The organism is Acinetobacter silvestris (assembly GCF_002135235.1).
Taxonomy (GTDB): Bacteria; Pseudomonadota; Gammaproteobacteria; order Pseudomonadales; family Moraxellaceae; genus Acinetobacter; species Acinetobacter silvestris.
This window is the reverse complement of record NZ_NEGB01000001.1, coordinates 306,185-332,634: the sequence shown is the minus strand read 5'-3', so window position 1 is coordinate 332,634 and position 26,450 is coordinate 306,185. Positions and strand designations below refer to the sequence as shown.

At 37.4% G+C, this 26,450-nt stretch carries 23 protein-coding genes and 1 pseudogene; 8 read left to right on the top strand and 16 right to left on the bottom strand.

The window, feature by feature from the left end; genetic code table 11:
• Positions 1-127 precede the first annotated feature (127 nt).
• On the bottom strand, positions 128-1,006 hold the full coding sequence (locus tag B9T28_RS01595) for a WaaZ-like lipopolysaccharide core biosynthesis protein (protein ID WP_086202210.1): 879 nt from the start codon (positions 1,004-1,006) through the stop codon (positions 128-130).
• A gap of 449 nt (positions 1,007-1,455) precedes the next feature.
• Positions 1,456-2,364: a glycosyltransferase family protein gene (locus B9T28_RS01590; protein WP_086202209.1), complete on the bottom strand. Its 909-nt coding sequence runs from the start codon at positions 2,362-2,364 to the stop codon at positions 1,456-1,458.
• A gap of 581 nt (positions 2,365-2,945) precedes the next feature.
• On the opposite strand from B9T28_RS01590, the gene B9T28_RS01585 reads away from it, so the two are divergent.
• On the top strand, positions 2,946-3,665 hold the full coding sequence (locus B9T28_RS01585) for a putative nucleotide-diphospho-sugar transferase (protein WP_086202208.1): 720 nt from the start codon (positions 2,946-2,948) through the stop codon (positions 3,663-3,665).
• Between the two features lie 32 nt (positions 3,666-3,697).
• On the opposite strand, the gene B9T28_RS01580 is transcribed toward B9T28_RS01585, so the two are convergent.
• The 5 genes from B9T28_RS01580 to B9T28_RS15095 all read right to left on the bottom strand — a co-directional run bounded on the left by B9T28_RS01580 (position 3,698) and on the right by B9T28_RS15095 (position 8,970).
• A complete protein-coding gene (locus tag B9T28_RS01580) occupies positions 3,698-4,564 on the bottom strand; it encodes a lysophospholipid acyltransferase family protein (protein ID WP_086202207.1) in 867 nt (288 codons plus the stop codon).
• Between the two features lie 24 nt (positions 4,565-4,588).
• Positions 4,589-4,810: a hypothetical protein gene (locus B9T28_RS01575; protein WP_086202206.1), complete on the bottom strand. Its 222-nt coding sequence runs from the start codon at positions 4,808-4,810 to the stop codon at positions 4,589-4,591.
• Between the two features lie 120 nt (positions 4,811-4,930).
• Complete coding sequence (aspS, locus tag B9T28_RS01570; protein ID WP_086202205.1) at positions 4,931-6,718, bottom strand: aspartate--tRNA ligase; 1,788 nt, start codon at positions 6,716-6,718, stop codon at positions 4,931-4,933.
• A gap of 180 nt (positions 6,719-6,898) precedes the next feature.
• Positions 6,899-7,663 carry a DUF4184 family protein gene (locus B9T28_RS01565; protein WP_086202204.1) on the bottom strand — a complete coding sequence of 255 codons (765 nt, stop codon included), beginning with the start codon at positions 7,661-7,663 and terminating at the stop codon, positions 6,899-6,901.
• 26 nt (positions 7,664-7,689) lie between these two features.
• On the bottom strand, positions 7,690-8,970 hold the full coding sequence (locus tag B9T28_RS15095; protein ID WP_086202203.1) for an O-antigen ligase family protein: 1,281 nt from the start codon (positions 8,968-8,970) through the stop codon (positions 7,690-7,692).
• A gap of 198 nt (positions 8,971-9,168) precedes the next feature.
• Between B9T28_RS15095 and znuD the strand changes: the two genes are divergently transcribed.
• The gene (gene znuD / locus B9T28_RS01555) at positions 9,169-11,232 is read left to right on the top strand and encodes a zinc piracy TonB-dependent receptor ZnuD (protein WP_086202202.1); all 2,064 of its coding nucleotides are present in this window, start codon (positions 9,169-9,171) and stop codon (positions 11,230-11,232) included.
• Positions 11,233-11,315: 83 nt separating this feature from the next.
• Positions 11,316-12,779, top strand: coding sequence for a phospholipase D family protein (locus tag B9T28_RS01550; protein WP_086202201.1), 1,464 nt, complete (start codon positions 11,316-11,318; stop codon positions 12,777-12,779).
• Between the two features lie 72 nt (positions 12,780-12,851).
• Here B9T28_RS01550 and B9T28_RS01545 read toward each other — a convergent pair whose 3' ends face one another.
• On the bottom strand, positions 12,852-13,301 hold the full coding sequence (locus tag B9T28_RS01545; protein WP_086202200.1) for a hypothetical protein: 450 nt from the start codon (positions 13,299-13,301) through the stop codon (positions 12,852-12,854).
• A 170-nt stretch (positions 13,302-13,471) separates the two neighbouring features.
• On the opposite strand from B9T28_RS01545, the gene B9T28_RS01540 reads away from it, so the two are divergent.
• Together B9T28_RS01540 and B9T28_RS01535 are read left to right on the top strand one after the other, a co-directional pair.
• Positions 13,472-13,975, top strand: coding sequence for an RcnB family protein (locus B9T28_RS01540; RefSeq protein WP_086202199.1), 504 nt, complete (start codon positions 13,472-13,474; stop codon positions 13,973-13,975).
• A gap of 171 nt (positions 13,976-14,146) precedes the next feature.
• The gene (locus tag B9T28_RS01535; RefSeq protein WP_086202198.1) at positions 14,147-14,599 is read left to right on the top strand and encodes an RcnB family protein; all 453 of its coding nucleotides are present in this window, start codon (positions 14,147-14,149) and stop codon (positions 14,597-14,599) included.
• A 170-nt stretch (positions 14,600-14,769) separates the two neighbouring features.
• Here the strand turns inward: B9T28_RS01535 and B9T28_RS01530 are convergent, their stop codons facing one another.
• Complete coding sequence (locus B9T28_RS01530) at positions 14,770-15,267, bottom strand: phosphate-starvation-inducible protein PsiE (protein WP_086202197.1); 498 nt, start codon at positions 15,265-15,267, stop codon at positions 14,770-14,772.
• A gap of 168 nt (positions 15,268-15,435) precedes the next feature.
• Between B9T28_RS01530 and B9T28_RS01525 the strand changes: the two genes are divergently transcribed.
• The gene (locus B9T28_RS01525) at positions 15,436-16,059 is read left to right on the top strand and encodes an FMN-binding negative transcriptional regulator (RefSeq protein ID WP_086202196.1); all 624 of its coding nucleotides are present in this window, start codon (positions 15,436-15,438) and stop codon (positions 16,057-16,059) included.
• A 47-nt stretch (positions 16,060-16,106) separates the two neighbouring features.
• Here B9T28_RS01525 and B9T28_RS01520 read toward each other — a convergent pair whose 3' ends face one another.
• From B9T28_RS01520 to B9T28_RS01510, 3 genes are all read right to left on the bottom strand, one after another.
• Positions 16,107-17,888 carry an acyl-CoA dehydrogenase C-terminal domain-containing protein gene (locus B9T28_RS01520; protein ID WP_086202195.1) on the bottom strand — a complete coding sequence of 594 codons (1,782 nt, stop codon included), beginning with the start codon at positions 17,886-17,888 and terminating at the stop codon, positions 16,107-16,109.
• Between the two features lie 169 nt (positions 17,889-18,057).
• Positions 18,058-19,860, bottom strand: a complete 1,803-nt coding sequence (locus B9T28_RS01515; RefSeq protein ID WP_086202194.1) for an acyl-CoA dehydrogenase C-terminal domain-containing protein — start codon at positions 19,858-19,860, stop codon at positions 18,058-18,060.
• A gap of 350 nt (positions 19,861-20,210) precedes the next feature.
• A complete protein-coding gene (locus B9T28_RS01510) occupies positions 20,211-20,816 on the bottom strand; it encodes a hypothetical protein (protein WP_086202193.1) in 606 nt (201 codons plus the stop codon).
• Between the two features lie 136 nt (positions 20,817-20,952).
• Between B9T28_RS01510 and baeS the strand changes: the two are divergent.
• A pseudogene (baeS, locus tag B9T28_RS01505) lies at positions 20,953-22,610 on the top strand (sensor histidine kinase efflux regulator BaeS).
• Between the two features lie 14 nt (positions 22,611-22,624).
• Positions 22,625-23,311 carry a response regulator transcription factor gene (locus B9T28_RS01500; RefSeq protein ID WP_086202192.1) on the top strand — a complete coding sequence of 229 codons (687 nt, stop codon included), beginning with the start codon at positions 22,625-22,627 and terminating at the stop codon, positions 23,309-23,311.
• A 116-nt stretch (positions 23,312-23,427) separates the two neighbouring features.
• Here B9T28_RS01500 and B9T28_RS01495 read toward each other — a convergent pair whose 3' ends face one another.
• The 4 genes from B9T28_RS01495 to B9T28_RS01480 all read right to left on the bottom strand — a co-directional run bounded on the left by B9T28_RS01495 (position 23,428) and on the right by B9T28_RS01480 (position 26,401).
• Positions 23,428-23,808 carry an MmcQ/YjbR family DNA-binding protein gene (locus B9T28_RS01495; RefSeq protein WP_086202191.1) on the bottom strand — a complete coding sequence of 127 codons (381 nt, stop codon included), beginning with the start codon at positions 23,806-23,808 and terminating at the stop codon, positions 23,428-23,430.
• Positions 23,809-23,829: 21 nt separating this feature from the next.
• On the bottom strand, positions 23,830-24,429 hold the full coding sequence (locus tag B9T28_RS01490) for a L,D-transpeptidase family protein (protein WP_086202190.1): 600 nt from the start codon (positions 24,427-24,429) through the stop codon (positions 23,830-23,832).
• Positions 24,430-24,566: 137 nt separating this feature from the next.
• A complete protein-coding gene (locus B9T28_RS01485) occupies positions 24,567-26,009 on the bottom strand; it encodes a protein adenylyltransferase SelO (protein WP_086202189.1) in 1,443 nt (480 codons plus the stop codon).
• A 62-nt stretch (positions 26,010-26,071) separates the two neighbouring features.
• Positions 26,072-26,401, bottom strand: coding sequence for a DHCW motif cupin fold protein (locus tag B9T28_RS01480; protein WP_086202188.1), 330 nt, complete (start codon positions 26,399-26,401; stop codon positions 26,072-26,074).
• Between the last annotated feature and the right edge of the window lie 49 nt (positions 26,402-26,450).

The window sequence follows — 26,450 nt, the reverse complement described above, 5'->3', positions numbered from 1 at the left end:
CTTTCTAAATAAAAAATTATTTTGATAGACATTTTCTATGAAGGGAAAACCTAAACGTTGCTTAAATGAGTAAATACAAGGTTTTCCTATCCAATAATGTGAATTATAAACGAGTTAGATGGAGTAGCTATTTTTTTTCAAAAGATTCAATTAAGCTGTTTTTTGAAAGATTATAGACCTTAATCTGTTTGAGTTTAAAAAACTCTGCGGCTGTGTCAAATGCTTGTACAACAGCTGCTATATTTAAGTCGAGACATGTTGCTTGCTTGTTGTGATGCTGCTCATAAAACCGTGGCTGACTGAAATTATTCATATCGAGACCTGCAATATGAATTTCTTTATAGTTCAAAGCGTAGATGACCTGTAAGGCAACGTAGGCAACGGTGTAATAGTCAAAAACGGCATCAAATATATCTTCAGAAAATCCAAAATCATGATGAAAATAATAATTGGGCTTGTGTTTATCCACAGTGGTGGATTGACCTAAGAAAACATCAATAACGTTATGGCTTATGGTCTCAATTACTTTTATTGAACATTTAATGTTGCTGATCTGAACTCTTCTTAAAATCAGATCTAAACATCGTGGGGTTGTGAAAAAAGTACAATCGCAGTTCAAAACTTGTAGGACTAAATCGAAGCGATTGACTATGAAATTATGATCAATAATTATGTAATGTTTAAATTTAATTGGAGTTAAGCTAATTGCGCCATTGACCCCAATATAATCAAAATCTAGTTGTGTAAACAATTGAGGATCGAGCTCTTTAATCGATGGCCCTGTTGCAACAAGCATGCATTTTTTCTGGTTTGTAGGGAGGGGGCACATATTATCGGAGACTAGTTTTTTTTGAAAATAGACTTGTTGCAAATGCCCTTGTTTACTACGTTGTAATTGATAGTAGGGCCAATAACGTCGATTATGTTTAAAGCTTTTTGGGGAAAATGTTTTATATAAAAATTTATAAATATTTCTAATAAATTTATTAGAAAAAAACTGATACATAAGGTAAATTCCTTTTAATATAAATCAATTTGTTAAAATAATGCATCATTTTATAAAGTTAGAATTACTCTACATGAAATGGAAGGGTAATACAGGGTTTTCTAAAAATGAATGATTGTTTCAATAGTAAATTGTTGAATCGTAATATTATAAATGATAAAAGTAAGTTGGTTTGAAATAATTAATTTATTTAAAAAATTATAAAATTCTAATAATTTTTTTATTAATTTAAAACAGTGTATTAGTGTGGTGCATTGCAGGATTACCTTTGATAAAAATATAATATTATTGAAAGATCTAACTTCTTACATTATTTTGAGCACTCTTTTGATTTTTTCCGTAAAGGAACTAAAGCATAAATGCAAGAAGCTGATTCTTTTTACATCTTTTTTATTCAGTCTTTTCTGAGTTTTTTACATAAATTGACTCGCCATATCATTCCATATAGATTAATCATCTAAAGAAAATCGCTTTGTTTTAAAGCTGGATTTAATGTTGGATAAAATCCGTGAAAACCAATTTTTTTCTGAAGGTGAGCGAGTGAATTTGTTGCCGTGATAATTCATTTGACTAGCTTTAGCAAAATGACCATAAGGCGTGATTTCATAATTTTCAGGTTTATAGCCAGCTGCTAAAGCTTCATTATAATATTGATCAAATAATACGGAGAGATCCGCTCTTGGATGTGGGAAAGTTTGACCATCAAACCAATGCTTTTGCCCTGCTGCTTCTAAACGAGAGAACGAATATTTATGGCTAAATTGTGTACCCATATCAGAGTAATGCAAAATTTTAATTTGGTCAGCAGCTAGGCCTTCACCATCTATACAATTATAACTATCTTGATAAGGTTGTACTAGGTGGGGCTGATCTTTTAGGAGTTGCATCATATTTTTATGACTATCTGGATTCGATTGCAACTCATTCAGTTGAAGCAAATATTGTTTTGCTTTTTCACAATCCCATAGACAAGTGCATAAGCGAGCAGAGTTTTTGCCGCCTTTGGCAATGACAATTGCTTGATCATCTATAGGGTGGCTCCATAATTCAGCAATATCACTCAATATAACAACATCTGCATCCATATAGATAGCACGACCTTTGAAGTTGCAATGTTCAGGTATTGCCCAACGGAAACCAGAGAAAGGCGTTGCCCATTTGGTTGTGTGCCATCCTTGTCCAGTTTCTTGATTGGTGTACCAAGGACTTGCTGGATCATGGCTGAGCTGCATCCATACAATTTCAATAGGGTGTTGAGTGTGTTTGTGGATACTATAATCCAATACCATCATTTGTTCGAGATCACAATTGTTTGGATCACATCCAATAAATATTTTGATGACTTCTTCTTGGTTCATTTGGGAGGCACGGTTATTACTTTAGAATAAATTATAGTATAAAAAAAATGCATAAGGCCAGTTAAAAATGCTAAATTTAACTAATTTTATTTATGTTTTTATTGTGTTTTCAGAGGGAGTACATTTTAGTTTTGTACTTTTGATTTAATCTTTATTTTTATAGAGCTTGAAATAATAATTCAATCCTATAATTAGGGTTTTTAAAAGAGCTTAAGCTTTTGTTTTTGTATCGATATGGTTTGTATTTGAAATATATTTTATTGAATTAAAATGATTTTATTTAAAAATATAAATATTTTGTGTGAGTTTTTAATATATTTATTACTAAGTTGAACGAGATTATATGAGTATGTTTTAGATAGAATATTCTATAGCTAATTTCATCATTTAAATTTCGGAAAAAATAATAATTCAGTTGGGTTTAGGTAGTGTTTTGTTGAATAATCATAATTTTATTTAAATTATTATTAGAGCCGTGTATTGAATATGATTAAGGGGTGAGTTAAATTTAAGAAACTTCAGCGAGTGGTTGAGCAATTGAGCTTAACTGGTGCTTCTAATAGAAAAAGTATAGGTTTTTTATGTTAACTATTTTTGGATTTCATACAGATGATCCACTCTATACCAAGCATGCCCAAATATTGCGTGCTTCAGCTGAGAATTTTGATATTAATATTTATTTGGAATCATTTTCAAAAGATGATTGGCAAAAAATTATTGCATTTAAACCGGCCTTTATTGCAAAAATACGTCGAGAAATTCAGGGTCCAATTTTATATATAGATGCAGATGCTATAGTTTTAGAAGATATCCGCCCTTATTTTAATGCAATAACAGAAGATATTGCTGTGCATTATATAGACGAAAAACGATTGATTAGCAGTACCCTTTTTATAAATGAGACACCAAATGCACATTTATTAATGGCGGAGTGGGAAAAGCGAATGTTGTCTCAGCCAGAGCGTTGGGATCAAGTTGTTTTGCAAGAATTGGTCGATGAATGGGTTGCTGAAGGACGCATTACATTAAAAAAATTACCACCTAATTATACTTTTATTTTTGATACATCGAGAAAGTTATATGGTGATAGTGTTGAACCAAGCATTGAGCAGCTACAAGCCAGTCGAGATATGCGTTGGATACAGAAATATCAACGAAGAAATCGACTTCATCAATGGTTAATGCGAATCCCTTATTTGTTGAGAAGTACACGTAAAATTGTGCATAGACACAATGTAGTAAATGTTAGGACTGAACAGCTTGGCATCAATATTCGACTAACTTTAGAGGATTTAATCTAAAGGCTGAAGTTGAATTGAAAAAAGATGATGTATTAATTCGTGTATAGATTCTTTTTATCAGCCAATCTTCTAAATCTTTTGTAACTCCATAAATATTGTTCTGGAGCGGCATTAATCATACGCTCCATTTCTTTATTTAATGTATCGACAGAAACCTGCAGGTCTTTAGATAAAATATCTTTTGAAAGCTCATAGACATGAAGATCAAAACCAGATAAATCATCTCTTCGAATACAACTCAAACCAATAACTGTGCATTGGGTTTTACTGGCCAGTTTGGAGAGCAATGTTGAAGATAAAGTATTTTGTCCAAAAAAAGGCGAGTAAATACCACCTGATGGTTTAGGTACATGATCCGGTAAAATAACGCTACAACCACCTTGCTTCAGATACTTGAAAATGGCTCTAACACCTGTTTCATCTGTGGGTACTAAGGTGGTATTTAAGCGTTGGCGTGCTTCCAACATAAAACGATCTATATCTTTATTTTTATTGGGTTTATACATAATGGTGGGAGAGGTTTGTAAATTTAACCATGCATTTATAATTTCCCACGTACCAAAATGTGGCACTGCAGCAAGTACCCCCTTGTTATCCCCAAGGGCTTTTTGGAATATTTCGGCACCATGTATGTCCTTAATTAAGGAAAGTGCATACTCAGGTGGTGAGCCCCAAACTTTGACTGATTCTGCATAAGTCATACATTGGCTTTTTAAGCTGCGCTTTGATAATTGTTTTAATTCTAAGGTCGATAATTCAGGGTAAGCTGATTTTAAGTTGATTTCGGTGGTTTTTCTGGCAGATGAATGTGTGATAAATAGGATTGTACCTACAGCTTTGGCAATAGATTGAATGATTCCTAATGGCAAAAGTGCAAATTTTTTGAGAGCTGCATACATAAATTTGATATTTCACAAAACTAATTAATTGACATTATCATTATTTCCTTTCAATACCATATAAAGTAAGGCACCAAAAAGTAAAAAGCCACCGCCAAAACAGCTAAGACAAAAGAGTAAAATACGTTGTGTTGTTACTAAACCAAACAGCTGATTGTTCAGAATATAAAGTACAAAACCCCATTGAATCACGGCAAAAGCCATTAGGACAAATGCACGACGACGGACTTCTGGACGCATAGCCATTTAATAATACTCACAACAGAATAAAACCAGTAGACAGTTATTATGCCATTGTTGAGAGTTGATCTCAATGCCATAAAAAACCCTGCGCATGGCAGGGTTTTTTGAATAGAAAATTAAGCCTTAAGCTTGTTTTTCTTCTGCTTTAGGTTTTTCACGTAAACGAATACCCAAGTCACGCAATTGGTTTGCTTCAACTGGTGCTGGGGCTTGAGTCAATGGACATTCAGCTGTCTTAGTTTTCGGGAATGCAATCACGTCACGAATAGAAGATGCACCTGTCATCAACATTACTAGACGGTCTAAACCGAATGCTAAACCACCATGCGGAGGTGCACCGAATTTAAGTGCGTTTAATAAGAAGCTGAATTTCTCTTCGGCTTCTTCTTCATTAATACCCAAGGCTTCAAAAATGGCTTTTTGCATTTCTAAGTTAAAGATACGGAGTGAGCCACCACCAACTTCAGTACCGTTCAATACCATGTCGTATGCAACTGACAGCGCAGCACCTGGGTTTGATTTCACTTCTTCAACGCTAGATTTTGGAAGTGTGAATGGGTGATGCACAGATGTCCATTTGCCATCATCAGTTTCTTCAAACATTGGGAAGTCTACGACCCAAAGTGGCGCCCACTCACATGTTGCAAGCTTCATGTCATGGCCGACTTTAATACGTAAAGCGCCCATTGCATCGTTTACAACTTTGGCTTTATCCGCACCAAAGAACACGATGTCGCCATTTTCAGCGCCAACACGTTTCAATAAATCAAGCACGATTGGCTCGATGAATTTAACGATTGGAGACTGAAGACCTTCAATGCCTTTTTCAAGTTCGTTGACTTTGATATAAGCCAAGCCTTTCGCACCGTAGATGCCAACGAATTTCGTGTATTCGTCAATTTGGCTACGTGGTAATGCGCCTGCACCTGGTACACGAAGTGCAACAATACGACCTTTCGGATCTTTAGCAGGGCCTGCGAATACTTTGAACTCAACGTCTTGCATCATGTCTGCAACGTCAACCAGTTTCAAAGGAATACGCATATCTGGTTTGTCAGAAGCATAGTCACGCATTGCATCTGCGTAAGTCATACGTGGGAATTTGTCGAAATTCACGTTTAAAAGTTCTTTAAACATTTTAATTGTTAACGTTTCCATCAAATCCATAATGTCATCGTCACTCATGAACGATGTTTCAACGTCGATCTGGGTGAATTCTGGTTGACGATCCGCACGTAAGTCTTCATCACGGAAACATTTTGCAATTTGGTAATAACGATCAATACCACCGACCATCAACAATTGTTTAAACAACTGTGGTGATTGTGGAAGGGCATAGAAGCTACCGTTAGAAACACGACTTGGCACTAAATAGTCACGTGCACCTTCAGGAGTTGCACGGGTCAAAATAGGTGTTTCAACGTCTAAGAAACCATTGTCTTCGAAATAGTTACGAATAAGATTGGTAAGTTTAGAACGGAAACGTAAACGATCTAACATTTCAGGACGACGAATATCAAGGAAGCGATATTTCAAACGAATTTCTTCAGAAATATTGGTGTTTTCATCATTCAAAGGGAATGGCGGTGTTTCAGAAGCAGCAAGAACTTCAATGTCTTTGCCCAATACTTCAATTTGACCACTCACGATATTTGCGTTTTCAGTACCTTCGTAACGACGACGTACGCGGCCTGTAATTTTTAATACGAATTCTGAACGTGATTTGTCTGCAGTTGCAAATGCTTCTGGGGTATCTGGGTCGATAACCACTTGCACAACACCATCACGGTCACGCATATCGAGGAAAATCACACCACCGTGGTCACGGCGACGGTGTACCCAACCGCATAATGTAACGGTTTGGTCAATTTGAGCTTCGGTTAAAGAACCGCAGTAATGAGTGCGCATCATAGCGTAAAACATCCAACTATATGGGTAAAGGAAGCGAATACGTAAACAGCGTACCGCCTTTGAATGTTGGATTATGCCTCTTTGAGTATTTTGTCACAAGGAGCAGATCAAAAAACCACGAAATTTCAATCAATTTCAGGCGGATTAGCTATGTCTACAATCTTGGCAAGGTGTTAAAAATTAGTCGAATTGATGCTTTCGGTCTAAAAATAAGAAAAGGATGCAGCCTAAGCTAAAGGTGATTAGTGCAGCTTGAGCAAATTGGTTGATGGATTTTCCGATATACCAATATAGGTCGGTTACCATTGGATTAGATTGAGCCAGTTGTACGAAATGAATATAAGAAATACCCCCACTCAATAAGGTGAGGAATAATAGCAGAGCTGCATAAATTTTAATTTTGCTATGGATGGGCTTATTTTGTTTGTATTTAAAATAGTAATGTACACTCATCCAACCTAAAAAGGGTAAAGCGAGAATAGAGCTGCCGATTTGTAGTATGCGATGCATCGGGTAGGTATATTCAAAAAGCTTTACGGGGCTATTTAAAAAATGCTCAAAGGCAAAAGTTCTAAAGTCGGAATGGGTTAAACCATCCCAAATCAGGTGGGTTACGATCCCTATAATTGATGCAAAGATGAGGCTAAGTAGAAATCCGATCACCTTACTTAGGCTGACTAAATTGAGCGGTTTTTCTAATCCAATGAATCGGAAAATAACCGATCTATACAGACCATACCAGAGTAGGCAAAAGCTGAGGGAAATGAATAAATTTGGAAAAATTAAGCTTTGCCATTGATGTGTGAAATCATAATCTACTGTAGTAAATAAGCGATATAAATCAGGAGTCATGGTGCCTATTGCTAAACCAGCGATCGGTAAGCGATAGCCAGTTAATTTAGCAATAGGTGGGGCAAGTACGGTATGTGAAACGGTGAAGGGCATTCTTGAATTTTCTTTAGGTGAAACAATTATGTAAGTTGAATGGCATTATTGTCGTCCTTATTTAAATTTTCAATATAAATAATGTTCATTAAAGTTAAAATGATTAAAAATAAAAACATAGTTGGAAAAGAAAAATAGAATACATAATCACTCATGCTACAGATGATGAGATAAATTGTACTGATTAAACCGGAGAAAGCTAACAGTTGAGTGTGTTGATTCGAATTCTTAATCATATTTTTAATGAAAAAATAAAGGCTAAAAGAGGCCAAGATGAGAATGTTGATGAGCCCTAAGATGCCATGTGCTGCAAGTTCTTGGAAAATAATATTATGTGCATGCGGTTGGCAGTTGGGGATTTTATTTTTTGCATGCGGTTGGCAGATATTGTTTCTAAAATTTATAAAGCCTTGACCAACATAGGGTGATTGTTTGAATTGATCAAGTGCAAATGCCCAGAGTGCAAATCGTGTACCTATACTGGAATTATAATTATTTTTTTCCATTAATGATGCATCACTTTTTAAATGATCAACACGTTCTAAAATAGGTGAATTAGGCATGAAAATCATACCCAATGTGAGAATGCCTGAAGCAAGAAGCATAAAAATAGTGTGCTTAAAATGGGTTTTATAGAAGTAGGCAACTATCATTAAAAAAGCGATTGGGATACCTAACCATGCACCACGACTGCCATGTAATGTAATCATTGAAATATTGATTAAGCAAATTGTGATAAAGAGAAAAGCAGATTTACTTTTTAATTTAAAACTGAGAACAAGCCCAATTAGACTGAGTGCAATGATGCAATAATCGTAAAGAATGATGGATTTAAATTGAGGAATCAATAAACCTCGCTCAAAATCAAATCTAAAATTCAAATAAGTATTAAAAATCAGTGAAAAAACAATACTAGCGAAGATAATTTTTTTAAAAGTGCTCGATGTGAAATTTGAAAATTTAAACAATGTGCCTAAGAAGATCAGTGGAATAACATAGAGAAATTGATGAATAAATTGATCAGCTTGTTGATTAAAATCGGAATCTAATGATGTTTGGTGATCATGAAAAATATATTCATTTAAAGTAATTGCTAAAACTGAAGAAATAGCAATGACGAAGACCAAAGGGGAAATATATAAGCGTCTATTTTTTATCAAATATAGGATAAATAAAGCCAATGGAATATAAGCTAAAGACCAACTGCTTCTATCATCAGTAATGAGATTGATAAAAAAGTTAAAATAAAAAATGATCAGTCCAAAAAGAATAAAAGGTTTTAGTACACTGTTTTGTAATGAAATCATTCAATTGGACTCTACAAAAAATCTGAATTTCGTATTTTCAAAATGCATATAAAAATTGAAAACAAGATCAAGATTTTAACATAAGAAAAGGATTCTCTTCTCAGCTGAAGCACTTAAATGGATAAGTTAGCTATTGTAATTTAAGTGAAATGTTATAGTGTTACATTTATTAAAAACATTGAGCTTTGAGAGCAATTTATGTCATTTTCTAAAAGTGTTCTAACACTTTCAATATCCGCCATTGTTTCAACTATTGTATGGGCGGAAGATTCAAGTGATTCAGTACAACAATTAGCAACCATTACATTATCAGCACATCCTTTGGATCAATCTGATGCTGATTTTGGGGTTGCAGATCAAACTGTGCAGCAACTACAGCTACAACAAGGCGGAACAACGCTTGGTGAAGCACTTAAAAATGAATTAGGGGTACGTTCCAATAGTTTTGGAGCAGGTTCAAGCCGACCTGTCATCCGAGGGCAAGAAGGTGCACGTGTTAAAGTCACGCAGAATGCGACTGAAAGCATGGATGTTTCGAGCCTTTCACCTGATCATGCGATTACTATTGATCCCCAACTGGCAACCAAGATTGAAGTTATTCGTGGGCCATCAACCTTATTGTATGGTGCAGGCTCAGTCGGCGGTTTGGTCAATGTTATAGACAGTAAAATTGCCACTCAAATGCCCGAAAATGGCTACGAAGGTGATATTGGTGTTCGCTATAACACGGGTAATGATGAAAAACTTGCACATGTAGGCGCGACAGTAGCTTTGGGTTCAAATTTAGCCTTACGGGTTGAAGGTTTAACAAGAGATACCAATAATTATATTGCGCCAAACTACAGTGTCATAGAAGAGCATGGTGACCATTCACACACGACTCAAGAGCGTCGTGTAGATAATACTTTTTCAACATCAGATAATGTGAATGTTGGATTATCATGGGTTGGTGAGCGTGGTTTTGCAGGTGTGGCTTATAGCAACCGACAAGATCAATATGGTTTACCTGGACATAGCCATGAATATGAAAGTTGTACGCTGAGCGCGAGCAGCTCAACTTTAGTGGGCTGTGGTGTAAATCCAACAGAAAATCATGAGCATGCAGAAACAGGGCCGTGGATAGATTTAAAAACGCAACGTTATGATTTCCGTTCCGAATTGAATGACCCTTTTGCAGGATTTAACAAATTACGTGCTCAAGCCAGTTATACCGACTACCAACATGATGAAATTGAAGATGGTTCGGCAATGACCATATTTAAGAGCAAAGGCTATGAAGGACGGATTGAACTGGTACATAACCCTATTGCCAATTGGGAGGGGGTGGTTGGAGTTCAAGCAAGTCAACAAAAACTGGATATTTCAGGTGAAGAAGCCATTCTTTCACCCAATAAAACCCAAAAATATAGTCTGTTTGGTTTAGAGCATAAACAATGGAATGATTTACACTTTGAATTGGGTGCACGTTTCGATCATCAGCACATTAATATAGATTCAACTCAAAAAGACTTTGCTGGTAATGCTTTTTCTTATTCAGGTGCTGTGAATTGGGAATTTAGACCTAATTATAAACTTTCATTGCTGGGTTCTCATCAGGAACGTTTACCTTCGGCTCAGGAGTTATATTCTGAGGGTGGACATTTCGCGACCAATACCTATGAACTAGGTAATGAAGATCTAACGAAGGAAAAATCAAATAATGTGGAGTTGGGGCTGCATTATGATGATGAAAAACTCAGTTATCACGTGCATCTATATCACAATTGGTTTGATAACTATATTTACGCCAAAACCTTAGATCAATATAAAAATTTTCGTTTAATTAATTACACTCAAAATGAAGCTAAATTTTACGGTACTGAAGCTGAAGTCGCCTATCAATTCAGCCCAATTTATAAAGTGAGTTTATTGGGGGATTATGTCCGTGGAAAAATTGATGCTGAGAATGCCCCACGGATACCAGCTGGTCGTTTAGGAACACGTGTTAATGCTGACTTTGATGATCATTGGTCAGGTTCAGCTGAGTATGCACATGTGTTTAAGCAAAATGATAGTGCGTCATATGAAACGGATACACAGGGTTATAACATGGTTAATATTGGAGTGGCGTATAAGTATCCAATGTCAGGTAAACAAGAAGCTCGTGTATTTTTAAATGCCAATAATTTGCTCGATGAAACTGTCTATGAACATAGTTCGTTCCTAGCCAATATTCCACAAATTGGGCGTAACTTTGTTATGGGTGTTGATTTTAAATTTTAAGCATTTTCATTTTTTCACCAAATCATGATTGAAAAATAAAGAGATAAGACCTAGTCTGAACAGATCAGATTAGGTCTTATTTTATGCGTATCTTTAATAAAATTCACAATAAACTGAATTGGTCACGCCGCCGTTATTTCGGTGCAATTTTAGGAGTTTTAGCTCTAGGCTATTTTGCATCTGCTCTTTATCAGGTTTATAAACCATTACCTGACGGTTTAAATTATACCGGTCCATTACGTCACGCAAATGTGAAATTTATTGCAGATCAAACCTATCTTGATGCTCAAGGTAAGCAACACGTCGATCATCAAATTTTTAATCAGATTCTAAAGTTGATTGGTGAAGCTCAAAGTACCATTGTGATTGATATGTTTTTATTTAATCAGGAGGTTGGTGGTTCTCAAGTTCAGCAACGAGCCTTATCCAAACAACTGATAGATGCTTTGGTGAATCAAAAAATTGTGAAACCCACCCTCGAAATTAAATTTATCACTGACCCAATTAATACCGTATATGGCGGCATTTTATCTGAGCAATATCGTCAATTACGTCAGGGCGGCATTGATGTGATTGAGACCAATCTCATCCCGCTACGTGCATCAAATCCAGCATGGTCTGGTTTTTGGTATTTGTGCTGTCAGGATGTGGGCAATAATCCAGAGAAAGGTTGGTTGCAGAACCCATTTGGCTCAGAAAAAATTACTATTCGTAGCTATTTAAATTTATTTAATTTTAAGGCGAATCATCGTAAGACCATTGTGGTCGATACTGCGGATGGATGGCAAACCATTGTCACTTCGGCAAATCCGCATGATGGCAGTTCTCGCCATTCTAATGTTGCACTTTTAGTTTCAGGTCCTACTGCAATTGACGTTTTAAAGTCTGAGCAACCTGTAGCTCATATGTCAGGGGGCGACACACCTTTTGTCGTGATGGGGAACTTTGAGGGAAAAACGACTGAGCCACAAGTTCAAGTATTAACAGAAGCTGCGATTTACAAGGCTGTTCTAAACTTATTAGCAACCGCTAAAGCCAATGATCAAATTGATTTAGCAATGTTCTATTTATCGGAACGGAAAGTTGTTCAAGAATTAATTTCCGCGAAACAGCGTGGTGTTAAACTACGTATTTTACTTGATCCGAATAAAGATGCATTTGGACGCCAGAAAAATGGTATTCCAAACCGCCAAGTGGCTTCAGAATTGAATGATGCTGGAATTGAAGTTCGTTGGTGTAATACTCAAGGTGAGCAGTGTCATAGTAAAATGATGGTAAAACACAATGCTCAGTCTGCTGAAATGATCTTAGGTTCTGCAAATTTCACAGCACGTAATTTGAAAAATTATAATCTGGAAACTGATTTACGTGTAGTAGGAATGCCACAACAACAGGTATTTAAAGATGCAAACCAGTATTTCAATACTGCATGGTCGAACTTAAATGGTCGGGAAATTAGTGTTAATTATGCAACCTATGCCGATGATTCAAAATTAAAGTATGGGCTGTATCGCTTTATGGAATGGAGTGGTTTGTCAACTTTTTAAGTTGGCATCATTATGAAAAGATGAAATTTTTAATACAAGTCCCTCAAAATGAGGGACTTTTTTATAGTATATTTATTGCGGATTTGGTGGGATTAATTGATCTAAATCTTTATCAGCGATTTGATCCAGTTCTTTTAAATCCGTTTTGATTTTCCACTGCGTTTCATCTTCAACAGGGTTAGGTAATCGAGCTTCTAACCAGTCACAAATAACATCTGGACTAAAATCTGCATGATTACATTGGATGACCCAAGCTAAAAAATACTTGGCCTCACCATTCATATAGGGTGGCGGTGAGACAGGTAGGAATTGGGTCGGTAATCGCTCATTTTTCGAAATATAATTGAGTACGTGACCTAGCTCTTGTACCGTTTGCCAAGCCAATGGATGCTCAACATTAATTTGAAATTTAAACCACCATGTATGTTTTCCATCTGAACCATAACTATCAATCAACGCTTCTTGAATACTTGGAACTTTGCAAAAAAATCGATGTAGACGGTCAAAACTGAGTTCAGCCACGGTACAGCATCCATGAGGTTAAAATCGCATATTAACAGATATGTTTACTTAAACTGTAGTACAGCATTCTTTGCTAAGCATTGAAAACATAATTTGTGTATTATTTATTCAATATTTATCTTAAATTTAAGATGATGCTCAACATGTGAATGGCGTATATAGGCAATGACATGAAAAAAATATTCATTTTGACGGTTCTTACTTTGATGATTTCAGGTGGATCTGCTTCAGTTTTGGCAGATGCAAAGGATTGGAGTAATTATCGTGGCGTTGAACGGAAGCAACCGCATAAATATCCATATACTTCAAGCTATCAGGGCTATGCGGATCCTTATGGACATCCATTTACGCAGGAGTACCCGATTCGACCGCCACAAAATCAAAGACCACCGCATTGGGGCTATCCTCAGCATCCGAGCCCGAGTTATCCAAGCGATCCAGAATATCCACAGCAAAATGGTGTCACGATTATTTACAAGCAGCAGTTGCCAACACGCACAGAATCTCGGACTGAAAGCTATGGCTTTGTGAATGGGGATGCCGATTCTAAAATTGAAAGTTCAAGGTACACCCTAATTAGCGATTGGCGACGTTATGGTTTACCCGATCCACAAGTCGGGATGCACTGGATTTTCCAGAATGGTCGTTATGTACAGATAGCCAATGATCGTTGATCTTTGAGGATTTTTTATATTTTTTAAACTAAGGGTCTAAGGATACGGGGTGTATTTTTGTTCATAGTTTCTATTTAATCATTACATTTTTTTTCAGATTGCATATTTTTATCCATTATTTCTACTCGCTGCACGCCTATTCTAAAACGATAAAGTAACGAGGGGACAGATATGAACAAGTCTCTTATTGTGAGTGTCGTCAGCATTGCTCTGTTGGGGTCATCAATGATCACACAGGCCGATGATCATGGCTGGGGCAATTATCGGGGTTCCAATCCTTACAGTCATCAACATATGTCGCGAGAGCGATCTTTTGAGTCGCATCGCAATGATTTTGATCGTCGTGATGATCAAGGGTATTATCGTTATAGAAATTATGGTGCGCATCATGATCGAGAAAATGTCTATTATGGTCATCGATATAATCAGCATTGGAGATATCGTGTAGGTGATCGTTTACCCGATTATTATCGAAATTCATATTACTCTGTGAATGATTGGCGTGGCTATCACTTGTATGAGCCACCACGGGGTTATGGATGGGCGAATATCGATGGTAACTTTGTATTAGTTGCTCTTGCGAGTGGAATCATCGCTCAGGTTTTATTGAATGGTGGATATTAGCGGAATTTCAGCTTTTTGTTCGGTACTTATGAATAAAATTTGGAAGTATTAATCCAATGAACTGTTAATTTATTATGTAGCATTCCCTCTATTGTAGAGGGAATAGCAGGATGAATCGGAAAGTTTGGTAAAATGCTGAAGCGAATTTAATGCGCTAAACATGTGCTTTTTTATGCGAGTTCATCATCCTCAGGGCGAGGCGTTTTTCCATATGCTAATGGTTTTGTTGTATGTTTATCTCGAACCACAGACGGATAATTCCATGAAGCGTATCTTACAATTAAAATCGCGATGGCTAAAATAAGAATAGAACCAGTGATCAGGATTAAATCCATACTGGCTTTATGTTCATGTTGAATATTGGAAATCAGTAATCGAGTCAGTGCTGTAATCGCGACATAAATCAGAAAGCGAACAGGCATATGATTGGTTTTAAAATAAATTCCAACCATTGCACCAAGTTCTAAATAAATGAAAATTAATAAGATATCATCAATGCTTGCGTATTGTTTAACCGTTAAAATTTCAATAATCGTATGGATGGCTGACCATGCGATCATACAACCAATAATAAATAAGGCGATATAGTGAAATGCTTCCACCGCAAGATTACCAAAGCGATCCAGTAAACTTTCTATCTTTTCAATTCTAGGATCTTTATTGCTCATATTTGCCTCCTTGTTATTTGATGACTGTAACTTAATTGAGTTAACACTATGCAAATTTCATGCACATGAAACAAATATTAAAATGGATGCAAATGTATATGCAGCACAAAAAATGTTAAGTTCTTCCTAAGCAAGCCCAAACAATAATGATGACAGAGAGCGTTTCTCATGTATTTACCCACCCACTTTTTAGCAGAAAACGTAGACGAATTATTTGGACTTATACGGCATTATCCATTAGGTAGTCTGATCATGATGAATGATGGGGAGATTGAAGCCAATCATATTCTTTTTGAATTAGATACTTCGATGGGGGAGTTTGGCGTATTAAGAGGGCACATTGCAAAAGCGAATCCATTGTTTAGCCTATTAGAACAAGAAAAACCTGCCTATATTATTTTTCAAGCGGAACAAAATTATATTTCACCCAATTGGTATGAAGGAAAACAAGAACATCATCGGGTGGTTCCGACGTGGAATTATCGTGTTGTACATGTGAAAGGTCGTGTTAGGTGTATAGATGATGCAAAGTATTTACGTGGTGTCTTGGCAGGATTAACTCGTAATCATGAGTCTGTACAAGAAAAACCATGGCGAATGACGGATGCACCAGATGATTTTATTGAGGAACAATTAGAAAAAATTGTGGCGCTTGAAATTGTGATTTCCTCAATGGTAGGTAAATTTAAAGTGAGTCAAAATCGTTCTGAAGCCGATGTTAAGAACATTTCAAATGCCTTAGAAAATACGAATCCTCAAATGAGTAAGGCAATGAGGAAATATTATCCATAACCATAAAAAAACGCCTGAAATGACAGGCGTTTTTACATCACTAAAATTTAAGCTTGGTTAATGAAGTAATCTTCACTGAAGTCCATAATGACTTCTGAACCCGCTTTGATCTTCATAATACGTGAACTTAAATCTGGCAAGATGCGTTGAATAAAGTAATGAGTCAGTGCAAGTTTATTTTGATAGAACTCACCCTCTTTAGCATATGCTGCCTTAGCAATTTTTGCGAACATGTAGCTAAAGCTTAATAGGCCAACAGCATGTAAATAATCAACCGCAGCTGCATTCGGGAACTCTGCATTTTCTTGTGCACGTTCTAAAATATGCTGGGTAATCATTTCTATTTCTGTTGCAACGTCTAAAGTCGCATCTTTAATAAAGTTTAGATCAGTGTCTAAGTCATTGGCAAAATCACGAATTTCAGCAATATATTCAGCAATGAATTTACCATTACATTTAATGGTTTTACGACCAATTAAATCTTGAGACTGAACGCCGTTGGTACCTTCATAAATTTGAGCAATACGCAGGTCACGAACGCATTGTTCCATACCCCATTCACGGATATAACCATGACCGCCAAATACCATTTGTGCATCGATAACTGCATCAAAAGCAGTATCGGTTAAATAGGCTTTTGCAATTGGAGTCAATAATGCAACGCGGTTATTTGCCGCAGCAATTGCTTCAGGATCGGTTGAGAATTTAGTGATGTCGAGTTGCTGACCCACGTAAACTGCAAATGCACGAGATGCTTCGTTATTGGCACGTGCATTGAGTAACATACGACGTACATCGCCATGTACTAGAATGCTGTCAGCTGGTTTGTTTGGTGATTTCACACCAGTCACACTACGGCCTTGTACGCGGTCTGTCGCATATTGTGCAGCATTTTGATAGGCATATTCAGAAGCGCCTAAGCCTTGAATACCCATAGATAAACGTTCGTAATTCATCATCACGAACATTGCTGCTAAACCTTCATTTTCTTTACCAACGAGGTAGCCTTTCGCCGCATCAAAGTTCATGACACAAGTCGCAGAGGCTTTAATACCCATTTTATGTTCAATCGAACCAGGGCCAGCAGTATTGCGCTCACCTAAAGAGCCATCAGCATTAACTAGGAATTTAGGTACAATGAACAATGAAATACCACGTGAACCCGCAGGTGCATCAGGTGTTTTTGCTAAAACGAGGTGAATGATGTTTTCAGCAAGGTCGTGATCACCACCAGTAATGAAGATCTTGGTTCCGGTGATGTTATACGTTCCATCTGTATTTGGTTCAGCTTTGGTTTTAATAATACCCAAATCAGTCCCAGCATGTGGTTCTGTTAAACACATAGTACCTGACCATTCACCCGAATAGATTTTAGGTAAATAGGTTTCTTTTTGTTCTTGCGATGCATAGCTATTTAAGGCCATACCTGCACCAACTGAAAGAAGTGGGTAGAGCATAAAAGATGGATTGGTTGCGAAAAGCATTTCATCTGCAAGTACAGTCAGCATTTTTGGCATTGCTTGACCGCCCCATTCTTCATCAGCGGCTAATCCGATCCAACCGCCTTCAGCATATTGTTGAAATGCTTCTTTAAAACCAGCAGGTGTGGTTACTGCACCATTTTCATAATGTGCGCCTTGTTCATCACCAGTACGATTGAGTGGTAGGGTGACATTTTGAGCGAATTTTGCCATTTCTTCTAGAATGGCTTCGGCAGTTGCAGCATCAACATGAGCAAGATTTTCATTGGATTGCCAGAATTGTTCTGCTTTAAATACATCATTAAGGATGAATTTCATATCCGCAAGTGGCGCATTATAAATTGGCATGATTCTTACACCTGATTTTGTTTAAATTAGATCATATTCGTCAGTCTAAGCTATGCTTAATGGGCAGGTTAGACGACGAAGGGTTAATATTTGTGTATTTATAAAGAAAAAGGACAGCCAAAGCTATGACTGTCCTTTTGCTTTTTCTGTACTCAAGCGTACAGTTTTTTTAGAATGCGAAGTGTTCCGCATCTAAAGACATCAATGGCTCTAAGCCACCTGCAATCACATCTACATGAGAGCGAACGCGTGGTAAAATTTTCTTAAAGTAGAAACGAGCAGTGGTTACTTTTGCGTTGTAGAAATCAACTTCAGTTGTGCCTGTCGCTAATGTTTCTTGCGCTACAAGTGCCATACGAGCCCACAGGTAAGCAAGAGTTACGTAGCCAGAGAAGTACAGGAAGTCTACCGCAGCAGCACCGACTTCATCAGGGTTTTGCATCGCACGCATACCAATTTGCATAGTTAAATCACCCCACTCTTTATTGAGAGCAGCAAGTGATTCAACAAATTCGCTCATTGCAGCGTTGTCTTTGTTGGCTTCAGCGAATTTGTGAATAATCTTAGTGAAGTCTTTCAACATTGCACCTTGAGTACCCAAAACTTTACGACCTAACAAATCCAGTGCTTGAATTTCAGTTGTACCTTCGTACAAGCAAGCAATACGTGTATCACGTACAATTTGTTCCATGCCATGTTCAGAAATAAAGCCATGACCACCGAACACTTGCACACCGTGTTTCGCAGATTCTGAACCTGTTTCAGTTAAGAATGCTTTTGCGATCGGAGTAAGCAGTGACAACATGTTGTCAGCAAATTTACGTTCTTCTTCAGTTGTACCTTGTTCAACAGTATCTGCATATTGAGATAGTAGGTAAACCAATGCACGACCACCTTCAGCAAATGCTTTTTGAGTTAAAAGCATATTACGTACAGCAGGGTGAACAATAATCGGATCTGCTTCTTTTTCTGGCGCTTTAACACCTGAAAGTGAACGCATTGCTAAACGATCTTTCGCATATGCAAGCGCACCTTGGAATGAACCTTCAGATGCTGCAAGACCTTGTACAGCAGTACCAATACGAGCAGTGTTCATAAAGGTGAACATGCAGTTTAGACCACGATTTTCAGGGCCAATCAAGAAACCTTTTGCGTTATCAAAGTTGATAACACACGTCGAGTTACCATGAATACCCATTTTGTGTTCGATTGAGCCACAACGCACTGCATTGCGGTCAGCCATTGAACCGTCAGCATTTACGTTGAATTTAGGTACGATGAATAACGAAATACCTTTAGTGCCTTTAGGTGCGCCTGGTAGACGAGCAAGAACGATATGAATAATGTTCTCAGCCATGTCGTGTTCACCAGCAGAGATAAAGATTTTCTCGCCAGAGATTGCAAAGCTACCGTCCGCATTTGGTTCAGCTTTAGAACGGATAATACCAAGGTCAGAACCTGCATGAGATTCTGTTAAACACATGGTACCTGTCCATTCACCTGTTACAAGTTTAGGTAAATAAAGCGATTTTTGTTCGTCAGAACCATGATGCTCAATCGTACGTACTGCACCGTGAGAAAGACCTGGGTACATACCCCAAGACCAGTTTGCAGTACCGACCATTTCTGAAATGGTGGTGCCTAATGAACCAGGTAGACCTTGACCGCCATGTTCTTCTGGTACGGAAAGCGATGGGAAGCCAAGTTCGATATATTTTTGATATGCTTCTTTAAAACCTGTTGGAGTTGTAACAACGCCATCATTCCAAGTACAACCTTCACGGTCGCCGACTTGGTTAAGAGGGGAAAGTTCATTTTCACAGAAGTCAGCAGCAGCTTCTAAATACTGATCAACCAACTCACGGCTTACGGTGTCTTGATACGCTGGAAGTTTTGCATAGTGTTCTTCAGCATTTAATAATTCATGTAAAACGAATTGCATATCACGTAAGGGCGCTTTGTATTGTGGCATAACGGTTTTCCTCAATACTGGTTAAACCAGATTTATAATCTTAATAAAAGATGTCCGTCATTAACGACATGACACATCACATATTTGTTCTAGTACATCGTGCAACATCTTATAGCGAGGCACAAGATAACTGCGTTGTTTCTCTGTGACTGTAAAGTCAAAGATTTTTTTTAATAATTGTCTAAGTGAAGGAAGTATATGAGTTTTTATGGTTGATATGACGAAACAAATGGTCAAAATCGTAAAAAGATATGTCAAATAAAAAAGGTACTCTTGAAGAGTACCTTTTTTATAATGAAAAATCACCAGAGATTAAATGAACATGCTTTATAAATATCCATCATGGGTATTTACTGAGCTTGTAAATTTTCCATTGGTCTTGGCACTTTAAATTGGACTCGACAAGTACCATTTATGCTTTTATCACCCATTTTTACACGGATCGCTTGGCCATTCGGTTGACCTACACAAGCCTGTTGAATTGCTTCCCATTTGGCTTGACGTTCAGTACGTTTTTGCTCGAATTGTTGTTTCATTTGGGCACGCTGTTCTGCCGTCATTTCCTGCATACGTTGTTTATCATGATGACCGTACATCATTCGATTGTTGTCATGACGTAACTCATGTCGCATTTCACGCATATATTTATGATCTACCTTAAAGACCATATTACAGGACCCTATAATGGTTTTATCACCTGTATTAATTTGGACAGTTTCTCCAACTACTTTTCCATCACAGGCTTTTTTACCTTGTTCACGTATCACTTTATGCTGAGCACGCAGTTGTTGTACTTGCTCACGTTGTTCAGGAGTCATATGGCGCTCGCCTTTATGCTGTCCCATCATATGTGAGCCATAATTGTCTTTAGGGGCAGTGGTCGATTGACATGCACTCAATGCACCTACACTGATGAAACTTACGGTGAGGAGTGCTATTTTTGTCATTGCTTTCATTGAGGATACTCCAATGAATGTTTTATGTTTATTGATCAGTTAAAGATTAAATAATAATGATGTAGAAACAATGGAGAGTTTTCCTTATGACTGTTAGATACAATGTTAGTTATAGAACAAAAAGGTGAGTCCTGTTTTGAAGATACGTCGAGTTCCCATCGCATTACGCTTATTCCTAACTGTACTTTTAACCACACTGGTCATTACAACGGTGAGTTTGGGGGTATTGCATTGGACGATGCAAAAAAACTTTGCCAAATATGTGGCAGATGTGGAGATGCAGAAACTCGATCATCTGATTGAAAACTTGGCAGAGGTGTATGGGGTTTATCATGATTGGGGGAATGCCGTTCAAGCACAGATTTTTCAAATAGAAGGGCAAGCTGCTCCAGATGATTATGATCGGCTCTCGCGTTGGTGGTTAAGACGGCATACGATATTGCGCTGCAACAGCGTTATTTCAAAGAACATACCTTGATGAATCAGTTGGCACAGGAAAACTCCCAAAGTAAGCAACGGATTGATCAAGAAGAACTTAAAATTTTAGAAGAAAACCTACCTTCAGAATATCAACCTTTTGAAGGCTTGAAGTTTCCATTAAGTGCTAATCAAAATTTATTTAAGCCTTCGGATAAAAATAATAAAAATTCAGCCTTAATTTCTCCAGAACAACAAAACGGAAAAAAACGCTTTATTTCTATGCCCGATCGGTTGGGATTAAGTTCACGTTTATCTCTATATAATGAAAAACATCAATTTATATTAGGTGAAGCATCCAATGATCAGGTGGCATATCGCCCGATTATGGTGAATGATAAAGTCGTGGGATATTTGGGCTTAAAACCAGTATTGGATCAGGATGATGCACTGAGTATTAACTTCTTCAGTAATCAAAAACGTTATTTATTATTGATTTATATCTTGACGATTTTGGCCAGTTTGGTTGCATCCTTACTATTGGCTACATATTTTAAACAGCCGATTCAGCGTCTTTTAAATGCCACACGCGAGCTCACCAAAGGTAATTATCAGTATCAAGTCAAGATTAATCGGAATGATGAGCTGGGTGATCTTTCGACTGAAATTAATCAATTGGCGGTTATTTTAGAACAGCATGAAAATTCGCGCCGTCAATGGGTGGCCGATACTTCGCATGAGTTAAAAACCCCTTTGGCGGTATTGCAAGCACAGATTGAAGCCATGCAAGACGGAATTCGAAAGCCAACTCCAGAACATTTTGAGTCGATGCTTCGACAAGTCACCAGTTTGAAAAAACTCACCCAAGACTTAGCAGACTTGGCACAAGCTGAAGCGCAGCAATTAAAATGTTACTTTGCCGAAATTGATCCTTGGACAGTTATTTTACAGGAAGTTGAAAACTTTAAACCAAAATTTGAACAAGCGCAGTTATCCATCTCGACGCAAGGAGAGGGTGTGAAATTACAATTAGATATAGATCGCTTTAAGCAAATTATGGTCAACTTGTTAGGTAATAGTATTCGCTATACCGAAGCTGGAGGAGAGGTTCGTGTACATACAGTACAGGATGCCGATTCTTGGACAGTATATGTGGATGATAGCCCGCTGGGACTGAATGATGAGCAATTGGCATGTCTTGGCGAACGCTTTTATCGAGTAGATGATTCACGTACCCGTAGTACAGGTGGTACCGGTCTAGGGTTGGCATTATCTGGTAAAATTGCTCAAGCTTTGGGTGGAACGCTTAGTTTTGAACATTCACCATTGGGTGGTTTGCGCTGCAAACTAACTTTTCCAAAATACACAAAGGTTTAAAAGGGAAATATTGTATGAAACATATTATGCTTGTAGAAGATGAAGTGGAACTTGCTCAATTGGTGCGAGATTATCTTGAAGCAGCAGGCTTTGAAGTCAGTATGTTTCATGACGGTCAAGAAGCTTATGAGAGTTTTCAACAACGAAAACCAAGCTTGATGGTGCTCGATTTGATGGTGCCACGCATGGATGGTCTCACCATGTGTCGTAAAGTCCGTGAGCAGTCTGATTTACCGATTATTATGGTAACAGCACGAACAGATGAAATTGATCGTGTCCTAGGTTTGAATATGGGGGCAGATGATTATGTCTGTAAACCATTTAGTCCCAAAGAGTTGGTTGCGCGGGTGCAAGCCGTATTACGCCGTTTAGAACGTAAAGCTGAGCCTGAAGATAACAACTTATTCCGTATGGATAAAGCACAACAACGTATTTGGTATCAACAAAAGTCGTTGAATTTAACACCAACTGAATTTCGCTTACTTGAATTGTTCTTAGAGCATGTTGGACAAGTGTATTCTCGTGCACAACTTCTAGACCATATTAACCCTGATAGTTTTGATGTTGCGGATCGTGTTATTGATAGTCATATCAAAAACTTACGTCGTAAAATTTCAGATGCCGCAGAAACGGGGAATCGTCATGAATGGATACAAGCCGTTTATGGTATAGGCTATCGTTTTGAATATCCAGAAGATTAAGTTTTCAGCGAAATAAGTGCACTTTTGTGGATAAACACAAGGTTATCCACAGAAATTGTGTATAAATACAAATTTTCGGATTTTAATTGATTAATTAAACAGCCTTATTAATACATTTATTCTAATGCAGTAGCGATCTTCAAAGTATTTTTTTGAGCCTTAGTTAATTTCTGAGTGACCAGTTCATAAGAGGATTGGACCAAATCTGTAAGCAAGTCTTGATTAATTTGATCACCTTCATAAATTGAAATCCAATGACGTTTATTCATATGGTAGCCAGTATGAATCGATTCATAAATATCTCGCAGCATTTCGGAGTGCTGTGGTTCACATTTTAAATTAATAAACTTTTTACCTTGTAGGCTTGAGCTGAGCATGAACATTTTGTCCATGACTTTAAATACAGGAATGTCGTCACCAAACGGATAGCTTACCTCTGTGAGCGGGAGTTTTTTCGCGACTTCTGAAGCCAGTTTTTGTATTTCATCAGCAGTCATTTGAATTCTCTAGTTTAACTATTATGGATAAATTTCTATAGGTGTATGGTTATCCACTAATTTCCAAATTTCATCCATATCTATATTTCTAACTGCAATGCAGCCCCAAGTCCAATCATTCCGTGGCATATATTGCATAAGCATTGGCAGTTTTTGTAGTTGTTTGTTGCTGGCCGAACCATGAATCATGATATCACCGCCAGTAGAAACACCCAATTCTTTGGCTTTGGCAATATCTTGAGTATTGGGATAAGAAATATGTAAAGACTTATAAAAAGCACTTTGGGAATTTCGCCAGTCAATCCAGTAACGCCCTTCAGGTGTTTTGCCATCACCTTCTTTAATTTTATGCCCTAAAGGATCAAAACCGAGTCGCATTACATAACTGCGAATAATTTGTTCATTATGTAAAAGTTGAACTTTACGTTCAGCTTTATAAACTTTGACTTCGGTAATGGGCGTTTCAGTACGAATTTTATGAATATTATGCTCAGTTAAGGTTTGGGTCGGAGCAGCAAGATGTAGCGTTGGTAAATACTTTTCATATTTATAATAGGTGTAACTTAGAACAGTCGCAATGCTGCACAAGAGAAGAATAAACACTAATTTTTGTTGTTTCATTAGAGCTGTAATGAGGTAGTTTTATCCGTAGGTTAACGTTTATTGTATCTGCTGTCTGTTGTGCTTATTTTATACTGTGGATAAATAGACGTTTATCCACAGAAATGAGGGGTATAATTATTCTATGCGAGAATAGATCATGATGAACAACTCACCATGACTTCTGGCACATCACTTGGAAGTGGCGCTAAATCTTCAGCTTTTTCCAAATCAGTTTGTTGGGTAAACGGTTGGCTGAGTAGTTTAAATAATCGATCTACTTCTGAAAAATCATTTCGTTCAGCCAATTCAATGGCTTTTTGCGCCATGTGATTTCTTAAAATATAAATGGGATTGGCTTCAAACATTGCTGCATCTAAAGCATCAATATCCTGATTTGTTCGAATCGTCTCATACTGTGTTAAAAAGGCTTCAAACTGACGACGATCGAGACAATCATCTTTAAGGGCTTCATATTCTTGATTTTGCAAGCGAATAAAACTCGCGGTGTAATCTAATTGCTCAGATTGTAAAATATTTAAAAAAGCCATGCCGCAATCAAAACTGTCTTTATGAAAATTAGGCAGTCCCATCTTTTGGCATAGACCCTGTTTGTAGTGTTCCAAAAAGGTTGTTTCAAAGTGCTCTAAACAGTGTGCTAAATCTTGTTTAAATTTTTCTTTTTCTTCTGGTTTAGCTAAAGGAATTAAATTATTTAACCAGTTCCAGAGGTTCCAATGAGCGATACTTGGCTGGTTTTGATAGGTATAACGACTATTATAGTCACTGTGATTATTGATCCAATTGGGGCGGAAGCGTTCCATAAAACCATAAGGGCCAAAATCTAAAGTTGAACCAGTAATATTTAAGTTATCGGTATTCATCACCCCATGCGCGAAACCGATCAATTGCCATTTTGAAATCATGACAGCAGTGCGCTGAATCACTTTACTGGCAAAAGCTAAAAGCGGTTGTTCTGCATCTAAGCACTCAGGGTAATGCCATTCCATACATTTTTGAGTGAACTCTGGCAATAATTCGGGTTGATATTGGTTAATCCACTCAAAATGCCCTAAACGAATATGACAATCTGAGGTGCGTAACATCATCGCACCTAATTCTAATTTTTCGCGTTGTACACCTTGGGTTGATGAGGTAAAACCCACTGAATTACTGGATGGTATGCCTAAATGAGTCAGGGCATGACCCGCTAAATATTCACGAATGACTGAGCGTAAAACAGCGCGTCCATCGCCCATACGTGAGTAGGGGGTAGAGCCAGCACCTTTTAAATGTAGATCGATGGTTTGGTTATTTTTATCTAAAACTTGGGCGATGAGTAAACCACGGCCATCACCGAGTTGTCCTGCCCATTGTCCAAATTGGTGTCCTGCATAGACCATGGCTAGAGGATGAAATTCAGCAAAAGTTTTCTGTCCGCTACAAATTTCAACCCACTCGGTTTTTTCTTGTTGAGACCACTGTAATTGATCCGCCAATGCCTCATTGAAATGTCCAGCTTTTGCACCTTTTAAAGGAATGGGCATTTGCTGATGATAGAGCTTCGGATTTAGAGAAGGATAGCGGGGATTAAATTGCATAGCACGGCATACTGAATAGTTTAATTGACTATACTGGATATCGTGGCATGATCAAAATACTATTAATCGACAATAAAAAGCTTCGCTCCGATGGATGTTGATGAGCGGTGTGCTTCTGCCTGATCAGCCACTTGATAGCTCATTCCTGCAGTGAGTGTAAATGTTCGACCATCTTCCAGTTCTGTTTCTAATTGTCCTTCTAAACAAAATAAAATATGTCCTTTTGAGCACCAATGATCTGCTAAATAATCTTTAGAATATTCAACAATTCGAACGCGAATATGATCAAATTGTTGTGTACGCCAAAGTGCATAACCTTGTTCACCATTGTGTTTTATGGGTTCTATTTCGTTCCAGTTGGTAGTACCAAAAGGGATATTATTAAGTTGCATAGATTGTCCATTTTACGAAATCGAAATTGAGTTCAAAGTACAGATAAAA

Coding starts and splice junctions, on each gene's coding strand:
- B9T28_RS01595 (WP_086202210.1), bottom strand. CDS start 1,006: ATGTATCAGTTTTTTTCTAATAAATTTATTAGAAATATTTATAAATTT.
- B9T28_RS01590 (WP_086202209.1), bottom strand. CDS start 2,364: ATGAACCAAGAAGAAGTCATCAAAATATTTATTGGATGTGATCCAAAC.
- B9T28_RS01585 (WP_086202208.1), top strand. CDS start 2,946: ATGTTAACTATTTTTGGATTTCATACAGATGATCCACTCTATACCAAG.
- B9T28_RS01580 (WP_086202207.1), bottom strand. CDS start 4,564: ATGTATGCAGCTCTCAAAAAATTTGCACTTTTGCCATTAGGAATCATT.
- B9T28_RS01575 (WP_086202206.1), bottom strand. CDS start 4,810: ATGGCTATGCGTCCAGAAGTCCGTCGTCGTGCATTTGTCCTAATGGCT.
- aspS (WP_086202205.1), bottom strand. CDS start 6,718: ATGATGCGCACTCATTACTGCGGTTCTTTAACCGAAGCTCAAATTGAC.
- B9T28_RS01565 (WP_086202204.1), bottom strand. CDS start 7,663: ATGCCCTTCACCGTTTCACATACCGTACTTGCCCCACCTATTGCTAAA.
- B9T28_RS15095 (WP_086202203.1), bottom strand. CDS start 8,970: ATGATTTCATTACAAAACAGTGTACTAAAACCTTTTATTCTTTTTGGA.
- znuD (WP_086202202.1), top strand. CDS start 9,169: ATGTCATTTTCTAAAAGTGTTCTAACACTTTCAATATCCGCCATTGTT.
- B9T28_RS01550 (WP_086202201.1), top strand. CDS start 11,316: ATGCGTATCTTTAATAAAATTCACAATAAACTGAATTGGTCACGCCGC.
- B9T28_RS01540 (WP_086202199.1), top strand. CDS start 13,472: ATGAAAAAAATATTCATTTTGACGGTTCTTACTTTGATGATTTCAGGT.
- B9T28_RS01535 (WP_086202198.1), top strand. CDS start 14,147: ATGAACAAGTCTCTTATTGTGAGTGTCGTCAGCATTGCTCTGTTGGGG.
- B9T28_RS01530 (WP_086202197.1), bottom strand. CDS start 15,267: ATGAGCAATAAAGATCCTAGAATTGAAAAGATAGAAAGTTTACTGGAT.
- B9T28_RS01525 (WP_086202196.1), top strand. CDS start 15,436: ATGTATTTACCCACCCACTTTTTAGCAGAAAACGTAGACGAATTATTT.
- B9T28_RS01520 (WP_086202195.1), bottom strand. CDS start 17,888: ATGCCAATTTATAATGCGCCACTTGCGGATATGAAATTCATCCTTAAT.
- B9T28_RS01515 (WP_086202194.1), bottom strand. CDS start 19,860: ATGCCACAATACAAAGCGCCCTTACGTGATATGCAATTCGTTTTACAT.
- B9T28_RS01510 (WP_086202193.1), bottom strand. CDS start 20,816: ATGAAAGCAATGACAAAAATAGCACTCCTCACCGTAAGTTTCATCAGT.
- B9T28_RS01500 (WP_086202192.1), top strand. CDS start 22,625: ATGAAACATATTATGCTTGTAGAAGATGAAGTGGAACTTGCTCAATTG.
- B9T28_RS01495 (WP_086202191.1), bottom strand. CDS start 23,808: ATGACTGCTGATGAAATACAAAAACTGGCTTCAGAAGTCGCGAAAAAA.
- B9T28_RS01490 (WP_086202190.1), bottom strand. CDS start 24,429: ATGAAACAACAAAAATTAGTGTTTATTCTTCTCTTGTGCAGCATTGCG.
- B9T28_RS01485 (WP_086202189.1), bottom strand. CDS start 26,009: ATGCAATTTAATCCCCGCTATCCTTCTCTAAATCCGAAGCTCTATCAT.
- B9T28_RS01480 (WP_086202188.1), bottom strand. CDS start 26,401: ATGCAACTTAATAATATCCCTTTTGGTACTACCAACTGGAACGAAATA.